This window comes from Kitasatospora sp. NPDC040550, from assembly GCF_055594965.1.
The window spans coordinates 13,480-38,511 of the sequence record NZ_JBVIWC010000032.1; the positions used below are offsets into that span (position 1 = coordinate 13,480).

Below are 25,032 nucleotides of genomic sequence, written 5' to 3' on the forward strand. Positions count from 1 at the left end.
TCACCCCCCCCCTCCCCCCCCCTCTCCCCCCCCCCCCCCCCCCCCCTCCCCCCCCCCCCTCCCCCCCCCCCCCCCCCCCCGCCCGGGTCAGCCTCAGGCCCCGCGCAGGATCAACCGCCGCGTCCGCCGCAGCACCGGGCTCGGCGGGACCCCCAACTCGTCGGCGAGCCTGCGGCGGGTGCGGTCGAACACGGCCAGCGCGTCGGCCTGCCGACCGCCACGGAACAGCGCGCCCATCAGCATCGCCGCCACCGGCTCGTTCAACGGGTGCTCCGCGGACAGCGCCATCAGCTCCGCGATCGCCCCGGTGTACTGCCCCAGCTGGAGCCGCCACTGCGAGCGCCGCTGGGCGACGGTGATCCTGCGCTCGGCCAGCCGCAGCCGCTCCAGTTCGGCGAGCGGGCCCGGCAGCCCGGCCAGCGGCTCCCCGCGGAACAGGTCCAGCGCCCGGGAACAGAGCCGGACCGCCTCGGGCAGGTCGCCCGCCCGGTGCGCCGTCCCGGCGGCGGTGACCAGGTCCTCCATCCGGGCCAGGTCCACCTCGGTCGCCGCGGCGGCCAGGCGGTAGCCGTACCGGTCGTGCTCGATCACCGAGTCCGGACAGGCCCCGCGGCGCAGGGCCTTGCGCAGCCGGTACACGTGCACCGGCACCACGTTGGTGACCGGCGGCTCCGACCCCCACACGCCGTCCAGCAGCTCCTGCCGGCTGACGGTCCGTCCCCGGCGCAGCGCCAGCGCCGCCAGCACGGCCTGCTGCCGCAGGTGCCCCAGGTCCAGGTCCCTCCCGTCGTGCTGCGCCCGGAGCGGCCCGAGCACCGAGATCCGCACCTTCGGAGCGCTCGTCGGAGCGCCCGTCCCGGCCCCGGCACCGCGCGGCACCGAGCCGGACACCGGCCCCGACCCGGGCCCCGACCCGGGCCCCGACCCGGGCCCCGCCCCGGGCCCCGTCCCTGGCCCCGGCGTACGGGGGCCGCGGCCGGGCGCGACCAGTCCGCAGTCGAAGGCGTGCACGATGGCGGCGGCCCGGTCGCGCAGCCCGAGCTTCCCGAGGACCCGCGCCAGGGCCCCGGCCACCACCTCCTCGGGGACGGCGAGGGCGGCCGCGATCTCGTCGTCTCTCAGGCCCCAGCCCACCGCCCGGAGCACCGCGCGCTCCTGGTCCCCGAGTTCGGCGCTGCTCGGCCGGGTGGTGGCGGCGGTCGTCGACATCCCTGCTCCCTGCACTCCGCGCCGGCCGGGCGGGCCGGCGCCGTCGACAAGGTAGTGGCGGGCCCGCCGGGCCCGGAATCCGGAACGATCCGGAGTGGCCGGCCGGACGCCGCCGGTGCGCCGTGGTGCTCAGGGGCAGTCGAGGAGGGTCGGGCGGTCCTTGGTGCGGACGGCCGGGAGCCAGGCGGTGGCGGCGCCGGGGAGGTGGACCCGGTACCAGAGGGTGGAGGTGCGGTCCTCCTCGTCCACGATGGGCAGGCCGGTGGCGAGCCGGCAGTCGGCCTCCAGGGTGTCGCCGTGCCAGACGCGGGTGGGAACGACGTTGCCGGCCGTGTACGGGCGCCGCGGGTCGACGGCCAGGCCGAGGCTGCACCCGGGATCGCGGTCGGCGCGGTCCTGACAGCTGCGCTCGGCGTTGAACACCCGGATCCGGCCGGGGTGCCCGGGCGGCTCGGAGCGCGGCCAGAGCGCCGCGGCGGAACCGGCGGCCGTCGCGGCCGCGACCAGCGCGAGCAGGGCCGCGCGCAGCCGCGGGCGGCGGCCGACCCGGCGCGGCCGGCGGCCGGACCGGTGGTCATGGATCCGGGCCAGCAGGCTCTCCGCCGTGTGCGGGGCGCGGGCGGCGTGGGTCGGGGCGAGGCAGTCGGCGGCCAACTCGCGCCAGAACGGCGGGACGTCGGAGGCCAGGCGCAGCGCGGCCCGGCCCTCGGCGTACTGCTGGGCGGCGGCGCTGCGCGCGGTCGGGGTGGCGCCGGGGAAGGGCGGGACGCCCGCGGCGAACACCTCGTGGATCACGATGCCGAGCGCCCAGATGTCGGCGGTGGTACGGATCTTGACACCCTGCTCGCCGAGCGGCTCCTTCCACCGCTCCGGCGGGAGGTAGTCGGGGGTGCCCATCGGGGCGCAGTGGCCGTGGGTGCCGGTGAGCTCGATGGCGAGGCCGAAGTCGGAGAGGCGGACCTCGCCGTCCCGGCCGATCAGGACGTTCTCGGGCTTGAGATCGGTGTGCACCCAGCCGGAGCGGTGCAGATGGGCCAGGCCCTCGCAGATGCCCGCCACGATCCGGCCGCCCCGGTCCTCGTCGACACCGGTGGCGAGCAGTTCGCGCAGGGTGCACCGGGCGCGCTCCATCACCAGGACGATCGCGCCGTCCAGTGCGGGGTGCTCGGGGGCGGTCAGGGTGAGGGTGTCGAGCAGCGGGACCAGCCGCGGGTGCGGTGCGGTCCGGGCCAACTCGACCTCGCGGCGGGCGGCCTCGGCGACGCTGCGGGCCTGCCGGGGCGCGAGCCCGGCGGTCGGCAGCACCTTGAGCGCGACGGTGTCCTCCGCGTCCGTGACCTCGTCCGGTCCGCCCGTCCTGTCCGTCCCGCCCGTCCCATCCGTCCTGCCCGTTCCATCCGTTCCGCTCCGGCGCGCGGCGTAGACGGTCGCCCAACCGCCCTCGCCGATGAGCCCCGTCACGGTCCACCCGCCGACCCGGTGACCGGGTGGCAGCAGGTCCTCGCCGTCCCCGCAGAAGGCCGGATCGTGCATGCTCGCTGCCCCTCCCTACCGTTCCCTACCGTCCGGGCCCGGCGCCTCGGGGCGCGGCAGCAGCGCGAGGTGCTCCTCGCGGACGATGCCGAACTTCAACGCCAGCCCGACGACGGCCTCGCGCTTGCCGCTGCGGCGGTCCGGGCGCCCCGCGCCGTCGGGCAGCTCGACGCGGAGCTTCTCGTCGGCGAGGTAGTCGAGGTGGGAGCTGACCGCACGCGCGGTGAGCCGGGCGCAGGCGGGATGGCTGCGCAGCCGCGCGACCACCTGCGGGGTGGTGGGCACGGCGGCGGGGGAGAGGTCGCGCAGCCACGGCTCGCAGAGCGCGACCAGCACCAGGAAGTAGGTGGCCGTCTCGTCCAGTGAGTACGCCGTCATGGTGCGGCTCTCCCAGGAGCCGCCGCGGGCGTGCGGGTCGAGGTACACGTGATCGGGCGCGAACACCTGGAAGGACAGCGGGGTTTCCCGCCGCGAGGGCAGCACCACCCGGGCGAACTCGAACGGGATCGGCGCGCCGATCCGCCGCGGCGGCACCCGCAGGTACTCGCCGGCGCCCTCCGGGTTCTCCACCAGGTAGGCGTGGGTGTTGCTGAGGTTGCTCAACTGCCAGTGGTCGTCGGTCGCGTGGATCTCCCCGGCCAGCCGGGACACCGTCTCGTCACCGAGCCGGAGCTCCACCGGCGTACCGACCGAGCCCCGCCCGAAACGCGCCCGCTCCCCCGGCCCGAGCCGCAGGGTCACCGCCTCGTCGCCGTTTCCCTCCGGCAGGTGGACGAGAATCCCACTCACCGTTCCCCCGTCCCGCACACTGCTGTCCCGTACCGCACACCGACCGTTGCCCTGACGGACGGAACGTTACCTCTTTGAGCATGACAATAAACCGTATAGTGGTGCAGGCCACGTGACGGCGAGGTCGGGGCGTTCGATGAGCGGAACGGTCGGCGCGGATCGGCAGGCCGTGGCTGCCGATCCGCGGTCGGGGGACAGCCGGTGGTGTCAGCCCACGGCGGGGCCGGCGGTGGTGTTGAGCCAGGCCCAGTCGGACCAGGTGGAGAAGCCGGTCTGCCACTTGTGGTAGACGCCGGCGCTGCTGGTCCCGAAGACCTCGATCCGGCCGTCGGCGTTGGCGGCGGCGAAGATCTCGGTGCCGCCGCCGCCGAAGGTGTCCCACTGGCCGTACGGGGCGTTCACGCCGGTCTGCCAGATGTGCTGCGCGGTACTGCCGTTGATGGCGAACGCCTCCACCCGGCCGTCCGGGGAGCGCTCACTGGTGATCCGGGAGTCGGCCGGTCCACCGGCGGCCTCCCAACCGGACCAGGTGGTGGGGTTGGTCTGGTACTTGTGGAAGACGCCGGCCGGGCCGGAGGCGAGGACTTCGAGGCGGCCGTCCTCGTTGTGGTCGACGGTGAGGGCGCGTCCGCCGCCGCCGAAGGTCTCCCAGGTGGACCAGGCGCCGCTGGGGGTGGTCTGCCACTGGTGCTGGAAGGTGCTGGCGTTGAGCGCGAAGACCTCCAGGCGGCCGTCGGGGGCCTTGCCGAGCCGGACTTCGCTGTCGGCCGGTCCGCCGCCCGCCGATTCCCAGTCCGACCAGCCGCTGTTGGGCGCGGTCTGGTACTTGTGGAAGAGCCCGACCGGGCCGGAGGCGAAGACCTCCAGCCGTCCGTCCTGGTTGGCACCGACGGCGAGGTCGTGCCCGCCGCCGCCGAAGGTCTCCCAGTTCGACCAGGCGCCGGACGGGGCGAGCTGGTAACGGTGCTGGAGGGTGCTGCCGTTGAGGGCGAACATCTCCAGGCGGCCGTCCGCGTTCGGCCCGATCGCGAGTTCGGCGCCGCCCGGGCCGCCGAGGGACTCCCAGTCCGACCAGGCCCCGTTCACTGCCGTCTGCCAGGCGTGCGAGACGCCGTTGGCCCCGGCCGCGAAGACCTCCAGCCGGCCGTCCGCCCCGCGCGCCGACACCACCTTCCCGGACTTCGCCGGGTACACCAACGGCGCCGGGCCCGGGTCGTGGTGGCCGAGCCGGTCCGCGGCGGCCTGCGCCGCACCCAGGTAGCGCTCGTGCGCGCGCTGGTTGTAGGTCGACCAGGGCTGCCAGTTGGTGCCGCCGTTGGAGATCCGGTACGCCGCGTTGGCGTTGCACTGGGCGTCGAAGGCGCAGGCGTCGCTGACCTCGGGGTGCCAGTAGTCGTTGATCTCCCACAGGCCGCGGTCGCGGGACGGCGGGGTGTTGTTCTGGACGTTGGACGCCGAGGGGTTGCAGCTGGACTCGGCCATGCCGACGGCGATCGCGGTCACCAGGGCGTCGCCCCGGAAGCCCGCGTTGTAGCCGACCTCGGCGCACAGGTCGATGCCGGTGGCGGCCGGCGCGGGCGTGGCGCCCGCCGTCAGGCCCGCTGCCACGCCCAGCGCGGCGAGCGCGGACAGCAGGACCCGGTGGGGCGCCCGTCGGGCGCGTGGTGTGCTGGTCATGTGAGGTCTCCTCAGTTGACGGCGGGGCCGGCGGTGGTGTTGAGCCAGGCCCAGTCGGACCAGGTGGAGAAGCCGGTCTGCCACTTGTGGTAGACGCCGGCGCTGCTGGTCCCGAAGACCTCGATCCGGCCGTCGGCGTTGGTCGCGGCGGTGATCCCGGTGCCGCCGCCGCCGAAGGTGTCCCACTGGCCGTACGGGGCGTTCAGCCCGGTCTGCCAGATGTGCTGCGCGGTACTGCCGTTGATGCCGAAGACCTCGACACGGCCGTCCGCCGTCGGCTGGCTGGTCAGCCGGGAGTCGGCCGGTCCGCCGGTGGGCTCCCAGCCGGACCAGGTGGTGGGGTTGGTCTGGTACTTGTGGAAGACGCCGGCCGGGCCGGAGGCGAGGACTTCGAGGCGGCCGTCCTCGTTGTGGTCGACGGTGAGGGCGCGTCCGCCGCCGCCGAAGGTCTCCCAGGCGGACCAAGCGCCGCTGGGGGCGGTCTGCCACTGGTGCTGGAAGGTGCTGGCGTTGAGCGCGAAGACCTCAAGGCGGCCGTCGGGGGCCTTGCCGAGCCGGACTTCGCTGTCGGCCGGTCCGCCGCCCGCCGATTCCCAGTCCGACCAGCCGCTGTTGGGCGCGGTCTGGTACTTGTGGAAGAGCCCGACCGGGCCGGAGGCGAAGACCTCCAGTCGTCCGTCCTGGTTGGTACCGACGGCGAGGTCGTGCCCGCCGCCGCCGAAGGCCTCCCAACCCGACCAGGCGCCGGACGGAGCGAGCTGGTAACGGTGCTGGAGCGTAGCGCCGTTGAGCGCGAACAGCTCCAACCGCCCGTCCGAGTCCGGCCCGATCGCCAACTCGCCGCTGCCCGGGCCGCCCAGGGACTCCCAGTCCGACCAGGCCCCGTTCGCCACCGTCTGCCAGGCGTGCGAGACGCCGTTGGCCCCGGCCGCGAACACCTCCAGCCGGCCGTCCGCCGAACGCGCCGACACCACCTTCCCGGACTGCGCCGGATACACCAACGGCACCGGACGCGGACCGGTCCCCGGCCGACAGGGCATGGTGACGCCCCGGTCCGCGAGGTAGGGGACGGGGTCGGTGCGCACGGTCGCGTTGGCGTCGGCCCAGACCCGCAGGTGCAGGTGCGGCCCGCTGGACTCGCCCTCGCTGCCCATCAACGCGATCTGCTGACCTGCCGTCACGTGCTCGCCGACGGCCACGTCCCGCTCGCGCATGTGCCCGTACTCGGTGATGGTCCCGTCCGGGTGCAGGATGCGGATCCACTGGCCGTAACCCTGCGCCGGTCCGGAGGCCGTCACCTCGCCGTCGCCCACCGCGTAGATCGGGGTGCCGTAGTCGTTGGCGATGTCGATGCCGTTGTGCTCCGGGGTGTAGCCCTGGGAGATCTGGCCACGGGCCGGGCAGGACGCCGCGAACCCGGCGACCGCCACCGGCGCGGCCCCGGCGGGCACGGCCGGTACGGCCACCGGCAGCAGCAGCGCGGCCGCGACCAGCGCCAGCCGGGGAAGGGACCCCATCACCGGTCCGCCCCTCACGCCGTGCCCCGGCGGCGAGCCCTACGACTGGGGTGGTGCGCGGTCATCCCGACCTCCTGAAGACGCGTGACAGCGGCCCCTCCGGACCGCCCGGGGCACGCTAACCACCCACCACCCACCCCGGAACCCGGAACCATCCGGACTGACACCACGGCCCCATCCCACCGACACTGCCCTCGGGCGCGAGGACGCCACCCGAGCTCTCCCGGCAGCGCGCGACACGACATCGCGCGAACCCGCCAGCCCCACCCCCCTCTCCCGGCCACGTGCCCCCGGCACCCGCAGGGTGCGGTCGGCGGTCCGGTCGTCCTCCCACGTCAGAGCGGCCACCGGGTGATCTCGGGCCGACGGCCTGTCAGTCCGGCCCCGGAGCCCCTCGCGACACACCGGAACAACCGCGTCCCACGCCTCGCGGAAAATCTTTGGGGAAATGACCGAGAACGCGTTGGGTCGAGGCCTGTTCGATTGACCCTCATAAACGCGGTCCGGATACTGATCGAGTACGACGCAACGGGAACTCGTTGCGCAGCGGACTCCGATTCGTCATTTCATCCGACTGAGGAGAATCCATGTTCACGAAAGCGAAGAAGGTCGCGAGCTCGATGGCCCTGGCCTTCGCCGCGGCGGCCACCCTCACCGTGGCCGTGCCGTCCGGCAACGCCTTCGCCATCGACCACATCCCGTGCGACGGGAACCGCAATGACTTCCTGAAGATCTGGTCGCACCTCGACGGCCGTGACAGCGTGGACTGCTACGCGAACGCGGGGTCGATCAACTTCGGCGGGTGGTGGGTCGACCGCATCTCCACCGGGAACAACGACCTGATCTACTCCGACGCCAACGGAGACTCGGTGCGGGTCAACCGCTGGACCGACATCTCGTACCCGAACCGCCCGCCGAAGGTGAACTCCATCCGGATCCTCTGACGAGACCGCCGGAGCGGGCCCCGAACGGCAATTCCCCGGCCGCAGCACCGCAACTCCCCGCAGCAATCGGGACTTGGATCGCCATCGAATCTTCCGTGAGGTAAATCCGCTCCACCCCGGCTCACCGGTGCCGGCCACGCCCTCCAGGCGCGGCCGGCACCGGCCTTTGGTGCGAGAGGGCTGCGCGGGGCGTCGTCGGGGCCGGTACCGACCGAGGCGGTGCCGCCTTCGGCGGGGCCGAGGCCGGCGCACAGGCACCACGGCGGTGCCTGGTTCGACCGCAGGGTCCAGCACTGGCTGAGGGGCGTCATCCACGGTGCCCGTCCGGCGGGCGGTGAGGGGTTCCCCTTTCGCCCGGGCCGGAACGTTGAGCGCCAGGTCCGGACTGCTCCCCGCCGGGCCCTTCCGGCTTGAGGTAGCGGCGGCAGGCGGACGCCACCTGCTCCAGGTACCGCTTCGCGCCGGCCCGTTCCTCGGCGGTGAGGTCCTCCGCTGCGGCGAACACCAGGCCGAGGAGCGGTGCGAGTTCGCCCATGACGTGCTCGAAGCCGGACGGCGTGACATCCAGGATCTGGCGGCGGCGATCGTCGGGATGGGGGCCGCGGGCCATGTGGCCTTCCGACACGAGCCGGTTGACCGACTGGGTCCCGGCCGCGCTGGTGAGCCCGAGCCTTCGTGAGAGCTCGACCGGGCCGATCGGTGCTCCTGCCTTCTTGGCAAGCAGTACGTGCTCGACCGCCTCCACGTTCGTCAGCGGCATGCCGAGCCGCTCGGCGAGGGCGGTACGCGCCAACTGGGTGAGGGACAGGACCTCACGCAATGCCGCGGAGAGGTCGTCACCTTCCGGTGCGCCGCCGCGCGGGGTCGAGCGCCCGGCGGGCCAATCCGAATCGGCTCCGGCTCCGAACGAGTGCTGTTGCGGCATGCCGTCAATTCTGACACGGTAGAAATCGCTAAGCTACTTAACGACTTTGGAGGATGCGTTCCCGTGTCCCGAACCATGACGGGCCGTCCGGGCCGGTCCGCCTCCGCCTCCGGCCCCACCTCTGGTCCCAGGCGTCCTCGCGTCCTCGCCTGGCTGGTCCTCCTGCTGACCGTCGCCGGCCTGGGTGCCGCCTTCGCCCTGGGCCCCTCGGGCTCCACCACCACCGAGGCCACCGGTGCCTCCCTCCCCGCGTCCTCCCAGTCCGCCGAGGTCGCCGACATCGTCAAGACCTTGCCCGCCGGCGCCGTCGCACCGGCGATCGTCGTCTACAGCAACACCGACGGCAGTCCGCTCACCGCCGACCAGCAGGCGCTCGTCGCCGAGCGCTCCGCAAGCCTTGCCGCACTCGGAGTGGCACCCTCAGCCGCCCGCCCGCAGATCGTCGAGAGCAAGGTCGCCAGCGTCGCGGTCCTGCTGCCCACCGGGGCGGGCGACGACGAGAACACCGCCGCCATCGACCGCATCCGCCACAGTGCCTCCGAGAACCTCCCCGCGCCGCTGCAGGCCCAGGTCACCGGCGGACCGGCCTTCCGCGCCGACATCACCAAGGTCTTCGCCGGCGCCGACATCACCCTCCTCATTGCCACCGCGTCCGTCGTAGCGGTCCTCCTGCTGATCACCTACCGCAGTCCCGTGCTCTGGCTGGTGCCGCTGCTGGTCGTCGGCGCCGGCGACCGCTTGGCCGGCATCCTGGTCGGCGTCCTCGCCCCGCACGCCGGAGTCCAGGTCGACGCCTCAGCCGCCGGCATCCTCTCCGTCCTGGTCTTCGGCGCCGGAACGGACTACGCCCTGCTCCTGGTCTCCCGCTACCGAGACGAACTCCACCTCACCGACAACCGCTTCACCGCCATGGCACGGGCGTGGCGCGGCACCGTCCCCGCCGTCGTCGCCAGCGGCACCACCGTCGTCCTGAGCCTCCTCACGCTCCTCGCCGCCGAACTGACCGGCAACCGCGGCCTCGGCTTCGCAGGCGCGGTCGGCATCCTCATTGCGATGCTCTTCGGCCTCGTCGTCCTGCCGGCCGCCCTCGTCCTGCCCGGCCGTTGGCTCTTCTGGCCACTGATCCCCGAAGTCGGCGCCCCGGTGACCGCCGACCGCCGGGGCCTGTGGTCCCGCATCGGCCAGGGAGTCGCCAAGCGGCCCGCCCGGGTCGCCGTCGCGGGAACTGCCGTCCTGCTCGTCCTCGCCTCCGGGACGCTCGGCCTCAAGACCGGTCTTCCCCAGGCCGACTCCTTCCGCAAGGCCCCCGAAGCCGTCCTCGGACAGCGCACCCTCGCCGCCGTCCAACCCGCCGGAGCCGTCGGCCCCCTGACCGTGCTGTCCAGCACCGCCACGGGCGACCAGGTCATCGCGGCCGCCCGCGAGGTGCCCGGCGTCGTCGCCGTCGCCCCCGCAGAGCACACCGACCGCTGGGCCCGCGCCGACGTCGTCCTCGACTCCGCCCCCGGAACCGACGGCTCGGATCAGGCCATCGAACGACTGCGCCGGCGGATCGCAGAGGTTCCCGGCTCGCACGCCATGGTCGGCGGCGCCACGGCAGAGGCGTACGACATCTCCCGCGCCAACGCACACGACACCCGCGTCGTCGTCCCCCTGGTCCTCGCCATCGTCCTCGTCGTCCTGATCGCCCTCCTGCGCGCCCTCGTCGCGCCGATCCTGCTCGTCGTGACCGTGGTCCTCTCCTACTTCGCAGCCCTCGGAGCGAGCTGGACGGTCTTCCGGACGCTCTACGACTTCCCGGCCATGGACACCAACGTCCCCCTCCTGTCGTTCCTCTTCCTGGCCGCGCTGGGGGTGGACTACAACATCTTCCTCATCGCCCGCACCCGCGAGGACACTCTCGCCGGACACGACACCCGCCGCGCCGTCCTGCGCGCCCTCGCCTCCACCGGCGGCGTGATCACCAGCGCCGGGATCCTCCTCGCCGCCGTCTTCGCCGTCCTCGGAGTCCTGCCGCTCATCACGCTGACCCAGATCGGTGTCATCGTCGGCATCGGCGTCCTCCTCGACACCCTGCTGGTACGCACCGTCCTCGTCCCCGCGCTCGTCCTGCTCACCGGCCGCCGCTTCTGGTGGCCCGGTCGACCCGAGAGCGCCCGCACGGCCGACCGGCGTCCGGTCATCTGATCCGGCCGCCGGCGCGTCGATGCGGGCCACCGCCCAGCAGATCGGGCCACCAGACGGGGGAGTCCCGCGGCCGGGAGTGGGTGGCACTCATAGGATGCCTTCCTGGCGGTTCGCCGGACCAGGAGCGGCCGCCAGGCTCACCGGGTTCACGTGCGTGCCGTCGGGCTTGAGGACGCCGGCCCCGTGGAGGAGGCCGTCGAGCACCGCCGAGACCCACCTGCCCAGGTTCGCGCCGGCCGGCAGGGGCGGTGGAGTTCCGGTCAGGGAGCGCTCCGCGAAGCCGGTGTCCAGGTGCGGCAGGCGTGCGTCGAGTACCGTGAGCCCGTCGCGGCGGTGTTCGGCCCGCACCGAATCCAGCCAGGCGGCAAGGGCGACCTTGGACGCCCGGTAGGCGGCGGTCCCCGGAACGGGGCGTTCGACGATGACGCCGGTCAGCGCCCCGATCGCGCCGCCCGGGGCGATGACGCCGAGCGCCCCTTCGAGCACGGCCATGGGGGCCGACGCGTTCACCGCCATCAGGTGCTCCTGCACCGCCAGGGGCACCTCCCCGGCCCGGCCGAACGCGACCGCGCCGATTGCGACCAGCACCGCGTCCAGCCCGCCCAGGCCGTGTGCGGCCCGCGCCGGGAGGTCACGGCAGCATTCGAGGTCGTAGGCGTCGAACACCTGCCCAGGGCCGGCCCCCGCGCGCCGTTCCACCCGGTCCAGGCGGACTGGATCCCGCCCGGCCACGGCCACCCGGGCCCCTCGGGCAGCCGCAGTGGCCGCGACCTCGGCTCCGATGACGCCGGTGGCCCCGACCACGAGCAGCCGCCATCCGTCCATCTCCACGACTACCTCCCAACTGACCGGCGAAGCTGGGTGTTTGACGAAACGAGCGGGAGGCGACCCGGTCGCCGTACCGCCGGTCACCGGCCTGCCAGCACCCGGGGAAGCCGCTCGGCGACCGCATCCGCGAGACGCTCGAACTCCCCGCGCAGGAACGGCGCGGCAAGACGTGCCAGGCCGTTGAACCGGAGCGAAGCCCGGTAGACCAGCAGTGTGTGGCCCTCCGACGCACGGACCGAGATGTCGTCGGTCGCGGTGACGGTGCGGTTGTGTCCGACGAAGACCAGCCGATCGGGCCGGTAGTCCGCAAGGCGGTAGACCAGATCGGTCTGCCTCCCCCTGAAACGCGAGGTGTTGCGCCAGCACGCACCCGCCACCACGGGACCGGAGTCCAGGCGCACACAGCTCACGGTGCCCGGGTCCCACTCCGCGGTGTTCCCGAAGTCCGCCAGGTACCGCAGAACCTCCTCGGCCGGGTTCTCGACGATCATCCTTCGTTCCACGCTGATCATCGGATCTCCTTCCCGTCGCCCGTCGCCCGTCGCCCGTCGCCGTCCGCCCCGGCTGGTGGACGGCGCCCTACTCGTTCGTCGCGGACGCGTTCCTGGATGGCATTCCTGGGAGGCCTTTTCGCACAAGGACGGCACCGCGACGGCCCTGCCGGTCGACCGAGCAGAGCCGGACGTCGACCTGGCAGCGGCCGCCTGGGCGAGAACCCGCATCGTTCTGCGGTAGGGGAGGACCGGAGGTGGGCCGGTCACGCGGGCCGGCCGCCCGGGTGGTCGAGCCAGGCGCTGCGCGAGCCCTTGGCGGCGGGCGCTTCGCGTTCGTAGCCGGCGAGTGCCAGTCCCAGTCCGAAGAAGGTGGGAGCCCACTCGCCCACGAAGATACCCCACCGGTCGGCGCGTTCGACTCCGGCCTGTTCGGCCTTCATCGACGCGATCCAGCTCAGCAGGGACAGGCCGACGGACCCGAACGCCGCCGCGTAGGCGTGCTCGCTGGTGATTCCGGCTTCGTGGATCCTGCGCACGATGGTCATGACGACCCTCCAAAGGGACTGTGCCGTGATCGTTCCTGTTCCTCTACTGTCGGACCGCCGCCCGCAACGCGTCAGTCGCATCGTTGGTGCATCGCCCTGGTCGGTCAGGGGACCGGCGGGATGCGCTCCCGGCCCGGCCGATGGGCTGTCTCGCGGGCGTCCGTTTCAGACCGCTCGGAGCGCCGCGAGGCGGCGGAAGACGAGTGCGAGCAGGAACGCCGAGGCGGCCGCCGTGGTGGCGGCCGCCGGAGCGGCCGGTGTGCCCGCGGCCGCGTACAGGGCGCACGCGGCGGTCAGGGCGGCCAGTGCCGAGGCCAGGGCGGCGAGGATCCGGGGCCGGTGCCAGAGCCGCGCCAGGGGGGTGGGGCGGGCCCCGAGCAGGCGGTCGAGCGCCGGGTCGTCCCGCCGCAGGTGGGACTCGATGTCGTCCAGCAGACGTTGCTCCCGGCCGGTCAGGTGTCCGTCCACGGCGGTGCCGCCCTTCGTTCGCCCGTCGCGTGTCAGCGTGTTACCGCCTCCCCCCGCCCGACGTCACGGGAAGCGGCTGAGCGTGCGGGGGGGGGCGGTCCTTTCCTGCCGTCACGGGGGTGACTGGCCGCGGGCGCGTTCGGCGGCCAGCACCTCGGGCAGGCCGGTGAGCCGGCGCAGTCCCGCGGCTGCCTGGGCGGTGCGGGGGTTGGTGGCGAGCAGGTCCCGGTGGCGGTGGACGAAGGCCCAGTAGCCGGTCGTGAACGGGCAGGCCCGGTCACCGAGGCGTTCGGTGGGCCGGTAGCGGCACGGGCCGCAGTGGTTGCCCATACGGTTCAGGTAGGCGCCGCCCGCCGCGTAGGGCTTGGTGGTGATCAGTCCGCCGTCGGCGAACTGGGACATCCCGACGACGTTGGCGGTCATCACCCAGTCGTAGCCGTCCACGAAGCAGCGGTGGAACCAGTCGGTGAGTTCGCGCGGGTCCCAGCCGTGCTGGAGCGCCCAGTTGCCGAGCACCATCAGCCGGGGGATGTGGTGGACCCACCCGTGGTCGCGGACCTCGGCGAGAACGCGGGCCAGGCAGCGGGCGGTGACGGCGTCGGCGTCCAGGTCGCGGAACCAGGCGGGCAGCGGCTCGTGGTGGCCGAGGCGGTTGGCGTCGCGGTAGTCCTCGCCCAGGTGCCAGTAGAGCTGCCAGACGTACTCGCGCCAGCCGGCGACCTGCCGTACGAAGCCCTCGGCGCTGTTGAGCGGTACCCGCCCGGCCCGGTAGGCGGCCTCGGCGGCGCGCACGCACTCGCCCGGGTCGAGCAGACCGAGGTTGAGCGGGACGGACAGCGCGCTGTGGGCCATCCACGGGTCGGCGTGGAGCATGGCGTCCTCGTACCGGCCGAAGTCGGTGAGGCGGTGGGCGATGAAGTGGGCGAGCGCCCGCTCGGCCTCCGGGCGGGTCGCGGCGAAGCGGCGCGGGCCGTCCCGGCCGACGAAGGCGACGTCCCCGGCGCGCTCCCAGCGGTCGAGGTCGGCCCGGACGCGCTCGTCGATGCCGTCCTCCTCGGGCTCGAAGGGCGGTGGCAGCGGCAGGGTGGCGGCGCCTCTGGGCGGGGGTTCGCGGTTGTCCCGGTCGAGGTTCCAGCGGCCGCCGGCCGGGCTGCCGTCGGGTTCGAGCAGCAGGTGCTCGGCGCGGCGCACCCGGTGGTAGAAGTCCTCCAGCAGCAGGCGCCGTTCACCGGGTTCCCCCGCCCAGCGGCGGAAGTCGGCGAAGGGGACGAGGAAGCCGCGCGGCGGCAGCACGGTGACGTGGGGGAGGGAGTTCGCCAGGCCGAGGGCCGCGCGCGAGGTCGGGTGGCACACGGTGACCTCTTGTCGGCCCACCGCCCGGGCCAGGCCCTCGCGGTAGGTGTCGGCCCGGACGTAGCGCACCCGGTCGCCCAGGGCGTCCGCGGCGTGGCGCATCGCCGACAGGACCAGGTGGGCCTTCGCCCGGTGGAACCGCCGCCGGCGCAGCACCGAACGGGCCTCGATCATGACGAGCGGCGCGTCCGGGTCGGGCCCGTCCTCGGCGGGGGCGAGGAACTGCGGCCCGAGTTGGTCGCCGAAGAGCCAGTGCGGGCGCGGCCCGCTCACACCGCCCGCCCGGGACGGCCGGCCGGTCGGGAGCCGAGGGGGAGTGCCGGAACATCCTGGCGGTCGGCGGGCCGTGGGTGGCGGTGACGCCAGTACGGGTTGTCGAGCGGGAGCTTGCCGCTCACCCGCCCGTACATGCCGAAGGTCGCGATCATCAGGCCCATGACGAAGCTGAAGAGCACGTTCTGGATGCGGAAGGCCAGGATGTTGGCCGACGAGTCCAGCAGAGCGAGGTTGACGAAGCCGCTGAGGACGAACAGGGCGCCCACCGCGATGTTGATCGTGGAAGCGGTGTTTCCGCCGACCACCGCACCGCCGACGAGCACGACGGCCGTTGCCACCGACACGAGGCTGAGCAGACCGTTGCTGGACAAACCGGCGACTTTCTCCCCGGAGGTGCTGAAGAAGGACAGCCCGTCCGCGAAGCCGAGACAGCCGAACACGAAGAGGGCCGCGCCGCACAGCCCGGCCCCGACGCGGTAGACCTGCGAAAGCCGGTGGCCGACCGGCAGTTCCTCGTTGAGTTTCATGATCCGCTCCGTTCCTCGGTGATCCTCTCGGGCGCGCGGTGCGCGATCCTTCCCGGAGCATCGGCCGCGGTGGCCGGCTGGAACAGTCGCAGCGGTGCCGCATCGTTTGCGGATCGGACAGCGGCCTCCATGGCCCGCTCAGCGCGCTCCTGAACAAGCTCTGCGAAAACGCTGCGATTGGGAACGACGGCATCGACGGGACGACCATGACGTGACGGATCCACCAGGCAGCCCGGTTGTCCGGGCGGCCTTTGGCAGACTTCCCAGCAGCCGGAGGGCGTCATGACCGTCGATCACAGGATCCCCACCCATGAGAGCCCCGTGCCCGCGAGCCCTCCCACCGAGACGCCCGAGTGCGAGTCGTCGACGTGCTCGGGCATCTCGACCCCGGAGTCGGTCGAACTGCACACGGCCTGGCCCGGCTGGATTCCCCTGCTGATCATCGCCGTCATGGTGGTGTCCTGCGTGGGGTTCGCCGTGGGGAGGATCGCGGGCTGGTGACGACCTTCCCAGGACGTGATGATGCCGGGCCACGGGACGGCGAATCCACGGGTGCCGCCGGTCCCGGCGACAGCGTGGGCCTGCCCACGGGGGCGGTGGCTCAACTGCTCGGTGTCTCCCCCACCACGGTCCGCTCCTGGGAGCGCCGCTACGGCATCGGCCCTGCCAATCGGGCGGCCGGACACCACCGCCGCTGGGCCCGGCAGGACATCGCCGTCCTGGAGAGCATGTGCCGTCTGACCGCCCGTGGGGTACCCCCCGGCGAGGCGGCCCGCGCGGCCCTGGCCGAGAAGGGATCCGCCACTGACATCAACGAAGCGAGCCCCGTCCTCCGCCGGCCGGAACCGCTCGCTCAGGACGATCTCCAGGCCTTCCGCCGCCCCAGCCCGGGGGGAAGCCGAGCTCTGGGCGTCGGAACGGTACGCCCCGAGTGCCGCGGCCTGGCGCGTGCGGCGGTGCGCCTCGACGCGCCGCAGATCGTCGCGATCCTGAGCGAAGCGGTCGCCACCCTCGGGGTGATCGACGCGTGGACGGAGGTCATGATGCCCGCGCTGCGCGCCGCCGGCCGTAAATGGGCGGCGGACGGCGAGCAGTACGTCGAGGTCGAGCACTTGCTGTCCTGGCACGTCTCCACCGTTCTGCGTGGCGTCGCGGTGGCAACGGCTGCCGCCCGGCCCGTATCGCCCGTCCTGCTGGCCGCGACGCCCACCGAACTGCACACGCTCCCGTTGGAGGCCACGTCCGCCGCGCTGGCCGAGCGCGGCCTGCCCTTCCGCATGCTGGGCGCTGCCGTCCCACCCCGGGCACTGCTCGACGCCGTCCAGCGCCTCGGCCCGGCAGCCGTGATGATCTGGTCCCAGGACCGGCGCAGCGCGGACCACGAGCTGGCACACAGAGTCAGTGCCAGTGCCTGGGGGCCGCGGGGCTCGCGCGGCGGGGCGGCCGTCGTCGCCGCGGGCCCCGGCTGGGCCCGCTCCCGGCTGCCCGTCGGCGCCGCCTGTCCCCGCAGCCTGGCGGATGCCGTCGACCTCCTGGAACAGACGGTCACGGGCTGAATCCCCCTCGTCGCGAGGCGGTCCTCCCACAGACCCGCTGCCTCTGCGGCCCCCACGGACACTCTTCCGGTACGCCACCTCGGCTTCCCCGAAGTCCCCCGCCTGGGCGTGCAAGTCGCCCTGGAGCTGCGGGATCCGGCTGCGGTCGGCCTGCGGCGAGCACGGGACCCGACGCCGGATCGACGAACCGCCACAGGTGGTCGCTGGTGCCGTTGTCGTCCCACTGGATGGCGAGGCCGCCGTCGGCGGTGGACCTGTTCTGGATGCCGGGGAGGAGTCCGCCGGCCGCGTTGACCAGACGGGAGCTCGCGCTGTCGGTCCACCGGTAGACGGTGCGCAGCGGCCGTAGTCCTTCGCACGAGCAAGCGCACGTCGCGGCCGCCTGAGCGCGGCCGGCGCTCATCACGATCAGATTTCGGTCACCGGCCGGGGGCTTGCCCCGTGGGCATGTAATCGATTCCAATCGTCGGAACGCGTTGATGTAATCGATTCCACGAGGAGGTGGGGCGGCTGTGACGAGCATCAAGGACGTCGCCGCCGAGGCAGGCGTATCCGTCGCCACTGTCTCGCGTGTCCTGAATGAGCACCCTTCGGTGAGTGCGGACGCGCGGGCGCGGGTGCTGGCCGCCGTTGCATCGCTCGGGTACCGGCCCAACGCCGTGGCGCGGTCGCTGCGTACCGATCAGACCCACACTCTCGGCCTCGTGATCAGCGACGTGCTGAACCCGTACTTCACCGAGCTCGCGCGGTCCGTGGAGGAAGAGGCGCGGGCGCTGGGGTACAGCGTGATCATCGGGAACGCCGACGAGCGGCCGGAACTGCAGGACCACCACGTACGGACGCTGCTGGACCGCCGTATCGACGGGCTGCTGGTCTCGCCCACCGACGGCGGGTCGCCGCTCATGCTGGACGCCGCCCGGGCCGGGACACCGATGGTGTTCGTGGACCGGTGGATCCCCGGCGTCGACGTGCCGGTGGTGCGGGCGGACGGTCGGGGTGCCGTACGGGATCTCGTCGCGCACCTGCACCGGCTGGGGCACCGGCGGCTGGCGATCATCGCCGGGCCGGCGGCCACCACGACCGGGCAGGAGCGTGTGGAGGCGTTCCGCGAGGCGCTGGCGGAGTGCGGCCTCGACCTGCCGGACCGGTACATCGGCCAGGGTGACTTCCAGGCCGCCAGCGGCCGGCGGGCGACCGAGCGCTTCCTCGACCTCGCAGAGCCGCCGCAGGTCGTGTTCGCGGCGGACAACCTGATGGCGCTGGGCGCCCTGGACGCCGCACGCGCCCGTGGCCTGCGGGTACCGGACGACATCGCGCTCGCCGCGTTCGACGACATCCCCTGGTTCGTGCACACCGACCCGCCGATCACCGCGATCGCCCAGCCCACGGGCGAGCTGGGCCGGGCCGCCGTGCGCGCGCTCGTGGACCGCATCGAGGGGCGGGCGCCACGATCCGTGACGCTCCCCGCCCGTCTCGTCGTTCGCCGCTCGTGCGGCGAGACACCCGTGACCGGGACACCCGTGACCGCGACCACCGTGACCGGGACCCCCGTGACGAACAGGAGCCAGTCGTGAGCGACGCGGACGAGTTGCTGCGCATCGAGGGGGTTCGGAAGACCTTCCCCGGGGTGGTCGCGCTGGACCGCGTCGACTTCGACCTGCGGCGGGGCGAGGTCCATGTGCTGCTCGGTGAGAACGGCGCGGGCAAGAGCACCCTGATCAAGATGCTCTCCGGTGCCCACACGCCCGACGAGGGCCGCATCCTGGTCGGTGGTCAGGAGGTCCGCATCCATGGTGCGCAGGACTCCGAGCGACTCGGGATCGCCACCATCTACCAGGAGTTCAACCTCGTCCCCGATCTGACGGTCGCCGAGAACATCTTCCTGGGACGCCAGCCGCGCCGGTTCGGGGTGATCGACCGGAAGAGGATGGAGGCAGACGCTTCGGAGCTGCTGGAGCGCGTCGGCGTCAGCGTGTCGCCCCGCGCGCGGGTGCGCGAACTCGGCATCGCACGCCTGCAGATGGTCGAGATCGCCAAGGCGCTGAGCCTGGACGCGCGGGTTCTGATCATGGACGAGCCGACCGCTGTGCTGACCTCCGAGGAGGTCGAGAAGCTGTTCGTGATCGTGCGCACACTGCGCGAGGACGGCGTCGGGATCGTCTTCATCACGCACCACCTGGAGGAGATCGCCGCCCTCGGGGACCGGGTCACGGTCATCCGGGACGGCAGGTCGGTCGGACAGGTGCCCGCCTCCACGCCGGAGGAGGAGCTCGTACGGCTGATGGTGGGCCGGTCCATCGAGCAGCAGTACCCGCGCGAGCGGGCTGTCCCGGGCGCCGCGCTGCTGTCCGTGGAGGGACTGTCCCGGGACGGCGTCTTCCACGACGTCAGCTTCGAGGTGCGCGCCGGCGAGGTCGTCGGCGTCGCGGGGCTGGTCGGGGCGGGTCGTACCGAGGTGGTCCGGGCCGTCTTCGGAGCCGACCCGTACGACCGCGGTACGGTCCGCGTCGCCGGGGCTCCCCTGAAGCGGCACGACATCGGCGCCGCCATGACCGCGGGAATCGGGCTGGTGCCCGAGGACCGCAAGGGCCAGGGGCTGGTGCTCGACCAGTCGGTCGAGGAGAACCTCGGACTCGTCACCCTCAAGTCCGCCACCAGGGCCGGAATCGTCGACCTCAGGGGTCAGCACGACGCCGCCGCGCGGATCGCCGGGCAACTCGGCGTACGGATGGCCGGGCTCGGTCAGCAGGTGCGCACGCTGTCCGGCGGCAACCAGCAGAAGGTCGTCATCGGCAAGTGGCTCCTGGCCGACACCAGGGTGCTGATCCTCGACGAGCCCACGCGCGGCATCGACGTCGGCGCCAAGGTCGAGATCTACCAGCTCATCAACGAGCTGACGGCGGCCGGGGCCGCCGTCCTCATGATCTCCAGCGATCTGCCCGAGGTGCTGGGGATGAGCGACCGCGTGCTGGTGATGGCCCAGGGCCGGATCGCCGGCGAGCTGTCCGCCGCCGAGGCCACGCAGGACGCGGTCATGTCGCTGGCCGTGAGCAATCCCACTACCGAACTGGAGGCCCCCCGTGGCCGCTGAAACGCTCAAGGGCGGTACGGGCGCCGGTGGCGCCGCGGCGTTGCGCCGTCTGCTGCTCGACAACGGCGCGCTGACCGCGCTGATCGCCCTCGTCATCGCCATGTCGGCGCTGTCGGGCGACTTCCTCACCACCGACAACCTGCTCAACGTCGGCGTCCAGGCGGCCGTGACCGCCGTCCTCGCCTTCGGCGTCACCTTCGTGATCGTCTCGGCGGGCATCGACCTGTCGGTCGGGTCGGTGGCCGCGCTGTCGGCGACCGTACTGGCGTGGAGTGCCACGGCGCACGGAGTGCCGGTGGCCGTCGCGGTGCTGCTGGCACTGGTGACGGGTGTGGCCGCCGGCCTGGTGAACGGCTTCCTGGTCTCGTACGGCAAGCTGCCGCCGTTCATCGCGACGCTCGCGATGCTGTCGGTGGGGCGTGGCCTGGCACTGGTGATCTCGGACGGATCGCCGATCGCGTTCCCGGCCTCCGTCTCCCACCTGGGTGACACGCTCGGCGGGTGGCTGCCGGTGCCGGTGCTCGTCATGGTGGCCATGGGGCTCGTCACGGCGTTCGTCCTCGGTCGGACGTACATCGGCCGCTCGATGTACGCCATCGGCGGCAACGAGGAGGCGGCCCGGCTCTCGGGTCTGCGGGTGCCCAGGCAGAAGCTGGTGATCTACGCGCTGTCCGGGGTGTTCGCCGCGGTCGCCGGTGTCGTCCTGGCCTCCCGGCTCTCCTCCGCGCAGCCGCAGGCCGCCACCGGGTACGAGCTGGACGCCATCGCCTCCGTCGTCATCGGCGGCGCCTCCCTCGCCGGGGGTACCGGCAAGGCGTCGGGGACGCTGATCGGCGCGCTCATCCTCGCGGTGCTGCGCAACGGGCTGAACCTGCTGAACGTCTCCGCGTTCTGGCAGCAGGTCGTCATCGGTGTCGTCATCGCCCTGGCGGTGCTGCTCGACACGGCGCGGCGCAAGGCCGGGGCCACTCCCACGGCGAACGGGGCGCCCGGCGGCGGAAGGGGCAAGCAGGCCGCCACGTACGGGATCGCGGCTGTCGTGGCGGTGGCGGTCGTGGGTGCGACGTCGTTCCTGCACGGCGATCCGAAGGCCGGCACCCGGAAGATCGGCCTCTCGCTCTCCACGCTCAACAACCCGTTCTTCGTGCAGATCCGGTCGGGTGCGCAGGCCGAGGCGAAGCTGCTGGGGGTGGACCTGACCGTCACCGACGCGCAGAACGACGCCTCGCAGCAGGCCAACCAGCTGCAGAACTTCACCAGTTCGAAGCTCGCGGCGATCGTCGTCAACCCGGTGGACTCCGACGCGGCGAGCAACTCCGTGCAGGCCGCGGGCAAGGCGAAGATCCCGGTCATCGCCGTCGACCGCGGCGTCAACAACGCCGATGTGAACGCACTGGTCGCCTCCGACAACGTCGCCGGGGGTGAGCAGGCGGCGAAGGCCGTCGCCGAGAAGCTCGGTGGCAGCGGGAAGATCGTGATCCTCCAGGGGCTGGCCGGTACCTCCGCCGCGCGGGAGCGGGCCGAGGGCTTCGCCAAGGGGCTGGCGGCGTACCCGGGGATCGAGGTCGTCGCGCAGCAGCCGGCCGACTTCGACCGGACCAAGGGGCTCGACGTCATGTCGAACCTGCTCCAGGCGCACCCGGACGTCCAGGGCGTCATCGCCGCGAACGACGAGATGGCGCTCGGCGCGGTGAAGGCGCTCGGGTCCAAGGCCGGCGAATCCGTGCAGGTCGTCGGCTTCGACGGAACTCCCGACGGGCTGAAGGCGGTCGAGCAGGGGGCGCTGTACGCGTCCGTGGCCCAGCAGCCGTCGCAGCTCGGGAAGATCGCCGTGGACAACGCGGTCAAGGCGATCAAGGGGGAGAAGGTCGAGGAGACCATCAAGGTGCCGGTGAAGGTGGTCACGAAGGAGACCGTGGCCGGGTTCAGCGGCTGAGACGGGGAAAGGGGTGGCCGGGGGCCCGCGGAAGCGGGGCTCCGGCCGCCTCGTTTCGGATTTCCTGAGGTTCGGATGTCCTGATTGGGGAGTTTCATGGGTTTCACGTACGACTACGACGTGCTGGTCGTGGGGTCGGCCAACGTCGATCTCGTGATCGGTGTCGAGCGCAGGCCCGGGGCCGGGGAGACGGTGCTCGGGTCGGACCTCGCCGTCCATCCCGGCGGCAAGGGGGCCAACCAGACGGTTGCCGCCGCGCGGCTCGGGGCGCGCACAGCGCTGATCGCGCGGGTCGGCGACGACGCGAACGGGCGGCTGCTGCTGGAGTCGCAGCGCAGCGCGGGGGTCGACACGGAGGGCGTCCTGGTGGGCGGGGCCCCGACCGGCGTCGCGCTGATCACCGTCGACCCGTCCGGGGACAACAGCATCGTGGTGTCGCCCGGTGCGAACGGGCGGCTCACGCCGGAGGACGTCCGGGCCGCCGAGCCGCTGATCCGCGCCTCGCGGGTGGTCTCGACGCAGTTGGAGATCCCGTTGGAGTCGGTCGTGGAGGTCGTGCGGCAACTGCCGTCCGGCACGAGGTTCGTGTTGAACCCCTCCCCGCCGCAGGCGCTGCCGGCCGAGGTGCTGGCGGCCTGCGACCCGCTGATCGTCAACGAGCACGAGGCCCGGGTGATCCTGGGCGGCGGGACCATCGGCGACTCCCGCTGGGGCGACGACCCCGCCGCATGGGCGCGGGAGTTGCTCGCGAGCGGGCCCCGATCGGTCGTGGTGACGCTCGGCTCGGAGGGAGCGTTGGTCGCCTCCGCCGGGGAGGAGGTCGTACGGGTCGCGTCGGTGAAGGTCGACGCCGTCGACACGACCGGTGCCGGCGACTCCTTCACGGCCGCACTGGCCTGGAAGCTGGGCGCGGGCGCTTCGCTCGCGGAGGCCGCCGGGTACGCCGCCCGGGTGGGCGCCGTCGCCGTGACGCGGCGGGGGGCCCAGGAGTCCTTCCCCACCGCCGAGGAGGTCGAGGCGCTGTGAAGAAGGGCGGGATCCTGAATCGCCATCTCGCCGGAGCCGTCGCCGAGTTGGGGCACGGCGACCAGGTACTCGTCTGTGACGCGGGGATGCCGATTCCGGGCGGGCCCCGGGTGGTCGACCTCGCTTTCCGGGCGGGGATCCCGTCGTTCGAGGACGTACTGGCCGGGCTCCTCGACGAGTTGGTGATCGAGGGGGCGCTCGCGGCGCAGGAGGTACGGGAGGCGAACCCCGCCGCAGACGGGCTGCTGGCCGGCTCCTTCGCCGAACTGGGCTACGTACCGCACGAAACATTGAAGGAGCTGAGCGCGGGGGCGCGCCTGGTGGTGCGGACCGGGGAAGCCCGGCCGTACGCGAACGTGCTGCTGCGGTGCGGGGTGTTCTTCTGATCGACTTTCGACGACGGGCTGCTGGGCGGGCTGCGCGTTTTCTGAGAATCGGATGATCCGTGAGACGGTCGGCGAACTCCGATGGGATGCTGTGGCCTTGGTCCGTCACCGCAACGACCCCGGGGAACCACCCATGCCGCTGTTCGGCAGTCGCAAGAACCTACCGAAGCCGCTGTGCGACGAGCACGGCCCGTGCAAGGCGCTGGCCGGGATCTCGGTCTTCGAGGTCCGGAGCCGGCTTCGCCTCCTCGTCGCCCCGACCCGCACACTGGGCCCCGACCCCATGGCCCGGCAGATCGACGACGAGCTGTCGGTCGTCCTGTGCGTCAACGGCGGGAAGCGGGGCGGGACGACCGAGGCCCTGTCGATAGCCGAGCACGCCGCCGACCAGTGGAGCGTCAGCCGGGCCGAGCTCTGGGAAGGGGCCTTCGCCAATCTGGCCACCGAGCAGCTCAACCGGCAGTCCTTCAAGGCGACGAACGGCGACGTCCTCTACGCCGTCAACGGGATGGGCGCGTGGCCCGGCGCGGCCCAGGCCGTGCGGCTGGAGAACGCCCTGGGCGGGGTCGACCTGCCCCACGGCGCCCTGGTCACCCTGCCGACGAGCAACGCGTTCTGCGCGGCGCCGATCCGCAGCGGCTCGTCGCTGAACGCGATCCGCTTCATGATCGACCTGTCGAAGCAGCTCCAGGCCAACGATCCGGCGCCGCTGACCTCGTCGATCTTCTGGTACCGGGACGGCTGGCTGGAGAACCTGAACGTCGGCGACAACGGCATGATGCGCCCGTCCGCCCGCTTCCGGGAGATGGCGAACGGCCTCCCCGCCACCTGACCCCCCGCCGCCTGGCCCCCCGCCGCCTGGCCCCCCGCCGCCTGGCCCCCCGCCGCCTGGCCCCCGCCGCCTGGCCCCCGGCACCGCCGCCCGGCGGGAACGGGGCGGGGCTGCCGCCGCCGAAGTCCGACAGACTCTGCCCGACCTCGGGCAGGTAGCTGGAGATCATCACCAGGTGGCGGACCGACCCGATGCCCTGCGGCACCGCATGCGCGCGCACCGGGGCTCCTCGCAGACCGGGTCAGTTGCTCGGATGGGAGGCTGCCCAGCCTCGTTCGAGCAGGGCGAATGCCTCGTCGGCAGCCCGGCGCGGTTCGGGGTGCTGCAGGATCAGACTGCGGGCCGTCAGGGCGAACCGGGCCAGGGCGGCGCAGCTGACGTCGTCCTCGGGTGCGCCCACGGCCTCCGCGACGGCTCGCGCCAGGGCCGTTTCATGGCGGGTCCACATCCGTTGGGAGTAATCACGCAGCGCGGGGGTCTCCTGTACCAGGCGGGTGAAGGCGGCGAACCGCGGGTCGGCGGCGTGGACGGCGCACCGGGTCTGGTGCAGCAGCAGGTGCTCGCGCAGCGCCTGCGGGATCGACCGGCCCGGGGGCCGCTCGCGCACGGCCGCGACGAGGGCCGCTTCCAGGTCGTCGTCCTGGTCGAAGACCAGCGCCTCCTTGCCGGTGAAGTGCTTGAACAGGGTGGTCACCGAGACGTCTGCGGCATCGGCGACGTCCTTGACGCCGACCTGGTCGTAGCCGCGTTCGAGGAAGAGTTCGAGTGCGGCGTCGGCCAGGGCCTGGCGGGTCTGGGCCTTCTTGCGCTCGCGGCGCCCCATCGCTTCGGTCACTCGACCACCATAGCCCGAAGTGCATCCACTCCGAAAGTGTAGTCATTGCACTTATTTAGCGAGTGTGCTTTCTTGGTGGTGCCGGGCCGTCCGGTGAC

23 protein-coding genes are annotated in these 25,032 nt (G+C 72.8%); 10 read left to right on the forward strand and 13 right to left on the reverse strand.

The genetic code is table 11. The annotated features are described in order from the left end of the window. Nucleotides 1–93: 93 nt before the first annotated feature. From ACZ58X_RS34375 to ACZ58X_RS34395, 5 genes are all read right to left on the reverse strand, one after another. Nucleotides 94–1,209, reverse strand: coding sequence for a BTAD domain-containing putative transcriptional regulator (locus ACZ58X_RS34375; RefSeq protein WP_470337493.1), 1,116 nt, complete (start codon nt 1,207–1,209; stop codon nt 94–96). Nucleotides 1,210–1,338: 129 nt separating this feature from the next. Continuing rightward, nucleotides 1,339–2,742 carry a serine/threonine-protein kinase gene (locus ACZ58X_RS34380; RefSeq protein ID WP_470337494.1) on the reverse strand — a complete coding sequence of 468 codons (1,404 nt, stop codon included), beginning with the start codon at nt 2,740–2,742 and terminating at the stop codon, nt 1,339–1,341. Nucleotides 2,743–2,757: 15 nt separating this feature from the next. Beyond that, nucleotides 2,758–3,531, reverse strand: coding sequence for a serine/threonine protein kinase (locus tag ACZ58X_RS34385; RefSeq protein WP_470337495.1), 774 nt, complete (start codon nt 3,529–3,531; stop codon nt 2,758–2,760). A gap of 207 nt (nt 3,532–3,738) precedes the next feature. Continuing rightward, on the reverse strand, nt 3,739–5,208 hold the full coding sequence (locus ACZ58X_RS34390; RefSeq protein ID WP_470337496.1) for a DUF8189 domain-containing protein: 1,470 nt from the start codon (nt 5,206–5,208) through the stop codon (nt 3,739–3,741). Between the two features lie 11 nt (nt 5,209–5,219). Continuing rightward, nucleotides 5,220–6,725, reverse strand: coding sequence for a DUF8189 domain-containing protein (locus tag ACZ58X_RS34395; protein WP_470337497.1), 1,506 nt, complete (start codon nt 6,723–6,725; stop codon nt 5,220–5,222). A 587-nt stretch (nt 6,726–7,312) separates the two neighbouring features. On the opposite strand from ACZ58X_RS34395, the gene ACZ58X_RS34400 reads away from it, so the two are divergent. Continuing rightward, nucleotides 7,313–7,669 carry a beta/gamma crystallin domain-containing protein gene (locus ACZ58X_RS34400; RefSeq protein WP_470337498.1) on the forward strand — a complete coding sequence of 119 codons (357 nt, stop codon included), beginning with the start codon at nt 7,313–7,315 and terminating at the stop codon, nt 7,667–7,669. A 307-nt stretch (nt 7,670–7,976) separates the two neighbouring features. Here the strand turns inward: ACZ58X_RS34400 and ACZ58X_RS34405 are convergent, their stop codons facing one another. Beyond that, complete coding sequence (locus ACZ58X_RS34405) at nt 7,977–8,594, reverse strand: MarR family winged helix-turn-helix transcriptional regulator (protein ID WP_470337499.1); 618 nt, start codon at nt 8,592–8,594, stop codon at nt 7,977–7,979. 63 nt (nt 8,595–8,657) lie between these two features. On the opposite strand from ACZ58X_RS34405, the gene ACZ58X_RS34410 reads away from it, so the two are divergent. After that, nucleotides 8,658–10,781, forward strand: coding sequence for an MMPL family transporter (locus ACZ58X_RS34410; RefSeq protein WP_470337500.1), 2,124 nt, complete (start codon nt 8,658–8,660; stop codon nt 10,779–10,781). A gap of 87 nt (nt 10,782–10,868) precedes the next feature. On the opposite strand, the gene ACZ58X_RS34415 is transcribed toward ACZ58X_RS34410, so the two are convergent. From ACZ58X_RS34415 to ACZ58X_RS34440, 6 genes are all read right to left on the reverse strand, one after another. Continuing rightward, nucleotides 10,869–11,606 carry an SDR family NAD(P)-dependent oxidoreductase gene (locus ACZ58X_RS34415; RefSeq protein WP_470337549.1) on the reverse strand — a complete coding sequence of 246 codons (738 nt, stop codon included), beginning with the start codon at nt 11,604–11,606 and terminating at the stop codon, nt 10,869–10,871. Nucleotides 11,607–11,689: 83 nt separating this feature from the next. After that, nucleotides 11,690–12,121 (reverse strand): SRPBCC family protein, encoded by a 432-nt coding sequence (locus ACZ58X_RS34420; protein WP_470337501.1) that lies wholly within the window; start codon nt 12,119–12,121, stop codon nt 11,690–11,692. Between the two features lie 245 nt (nt 12,122–12,366). Further along, the gene (locus ACZ58X_RS34425) at nt 12,367–12,648 is read right to left on the reverse strand and encodes a hypothetical protein (protein WP_470337502.1); all 282 of its coding nucleotides are present in this window, start codon (nt 12,646–12,648) and stop codon (nt 12,367–12,369) included. 165 nt (nt 12,649–12,813) lie between these two features. After that, entirely contained in the window at nt 12,814–13,116 is a 303-nt protein-coding gene (locus tag ACZ58X_RS34430; protein ID WP_470337503.1) for a DUF3040 domain-containing protein, read from the reverse strand. A gap of 111 nt (nt 13,117–13,227) precedes the next feature. Next, the gene (locus ACZ58X_RS34435; protein WP_470337504.1) at nt 13,228–14,742 is read right to left on the reverse strand and encodes a cryptochrome/photolyase family protein; all 1,515 of its coding nucleotides are present in this window, start codon (nt 14,740–14,742) and stop codon (nt 13,228–13,230) included. Further along, on the reverse strand, nt 14,739–15,272 hold the full coding sequence (locus ACZ58X_RS34440; protein ID WP_470337505.1) for a DUF4383 domain-containing protein: 534 nt from the start codon (nt 15,270–15,272) through the stop codon (nt 14,739–14,741). The genes ACZ58X_RS34435 and ACZ58X_RS34440 overlap by 4 nt, the downstream gene beginning before the upstream one ends. Nucleotides 15,273–15,554: 282 nt before the next feature. Between ACZ58X_RS34440 and ACZ58X_RS34445 the strand changes: the two genes are divergently transcribed. The 8 genes from ACZ58X_RS34445 to ACZ58X_RS34480 all read left to right on the forward strand — a co-directional run bounded on the left by ACZ58X_RS34445 (nt 15,555) and on the right by ACZ58X_RS34480 (nt 24,099). Beyond that, nucleotides 15,555–15,773, forward strand: coding sequence for a DUF6480 family protein (locus tag ACZ58X_RS34445; RefSeq protein WP_470337506.1), 219 nt, complete (start codon nt 15,555–15,557; stop codon nt 15,771–15,773). Nucleotides 15,774–15,847: 74 nt separating this feature from the next. Next, nucleotides 15,848–16,828, forward strand: a complete 981-nt coding sequence (locus ACZ58X_RS34450; protein ID WP_470337507.1) for a MerR family transcriptional regulator — start codon at nt 15,848–15,850, stop codon at nt 16,826–16,828. 512 nt (nt 16,829–17,340) lie between these two features. Beyond that, nucleotides 17,341–18,402, forward strand: coding sequence for a LacI family DNA-binding transcriptional regulator (locus tag ACZ58X_RS34455; protein WP_470337508.1), 1,062 nt, complete (start codon nt 17,341–17,343; stop codon nt 18,400–18,402). Beyond that, complete coding sequence (locus ACZ58X_RS34460) at nt 18,399–19,919, forward strand: sugar ABC transporter ATP-binding protein (RefSeq protein ID WP_470337509.1); 1,521 nt, start codon at nt 18,399–18,401, stop codon at nt 19,917–19,919. The genes ACZ58X_RS34455 and ACZ58X_RS34460 overlap by 4 nt, the downstream gene beginning before the upstream one ends. After that, complete coding sequence (locus tag ACZ58X_RS34465) at nt 19,909–21,855, forward strand: ABC transporter permease/substrate-binding protein (protein ID WP_470337510.1); 1,947 nt, start codon at nt 19,909–19,911, stop codon at nt 21,853–21,855. The genes ACZ58X_RS34460 and ACZ58X_RS34465 overlap by 11 nt, the downstream gene beginning before the upstream one ends. A 96-nt stretch (nt 21,856–21,951) precedes the next feature. Then, nucleotides 21,952–22,881, forward strand: coding sequence for a ribokinase (locus ACZ58X_RS34470; protein WP_470337511.1), 930 nt, complete (start codon nt 21,952–21,954; stop codon nt 22,879–22,881). Next, complete coding sequence (gene rbsD, locus ACZ58X_RS34475) at nt 22,878–23,267, forward strand: D-ribose pyranase (protein WP_470337512.1); 390 nt, start codon at nt 22,878–22,880, stop codon at nt 23,265–23,267. Before ACZ58X_RS34470 ends, rbsD begins: the two co-directional genes overlap by 4 nt. A gap of 133 nt (nt 23,268–23,400) precedes the next feature. Next, nucleotides 23,401–24,099 (forward strand): hypothetical protein, encoded by a 699-nt coding sequence (locus ACZ58X_RS34480; RefSeq protein ID WP_470337513.1) that lies wholly within the window; start codon nt 23,401–23,403, stop codon nt 24,097–24,099. Nucleotides 24,100–24,340: 241 nt separating this feature from the next. Here the strand turns inward: ACZ58X_RS34480 and ACZ58X_RS34485 are convergent, their stop codons facing one another. Next, the gene (locus ACZ58X_RS34485) at nt 24,341–24,922 is read right to left on the reverse strand and encodes a TetR/AcrR family transcriptional regulator (RefSeq protein ID WP_470337550.1); all 582 of its coding nucleotides are present in this window, start codon (nt 24,920–24,922) and stop codon (nt 24,341–24,343) included. Nucleotides 24,923–25,032: the final 110 nt, after the last annotated feature.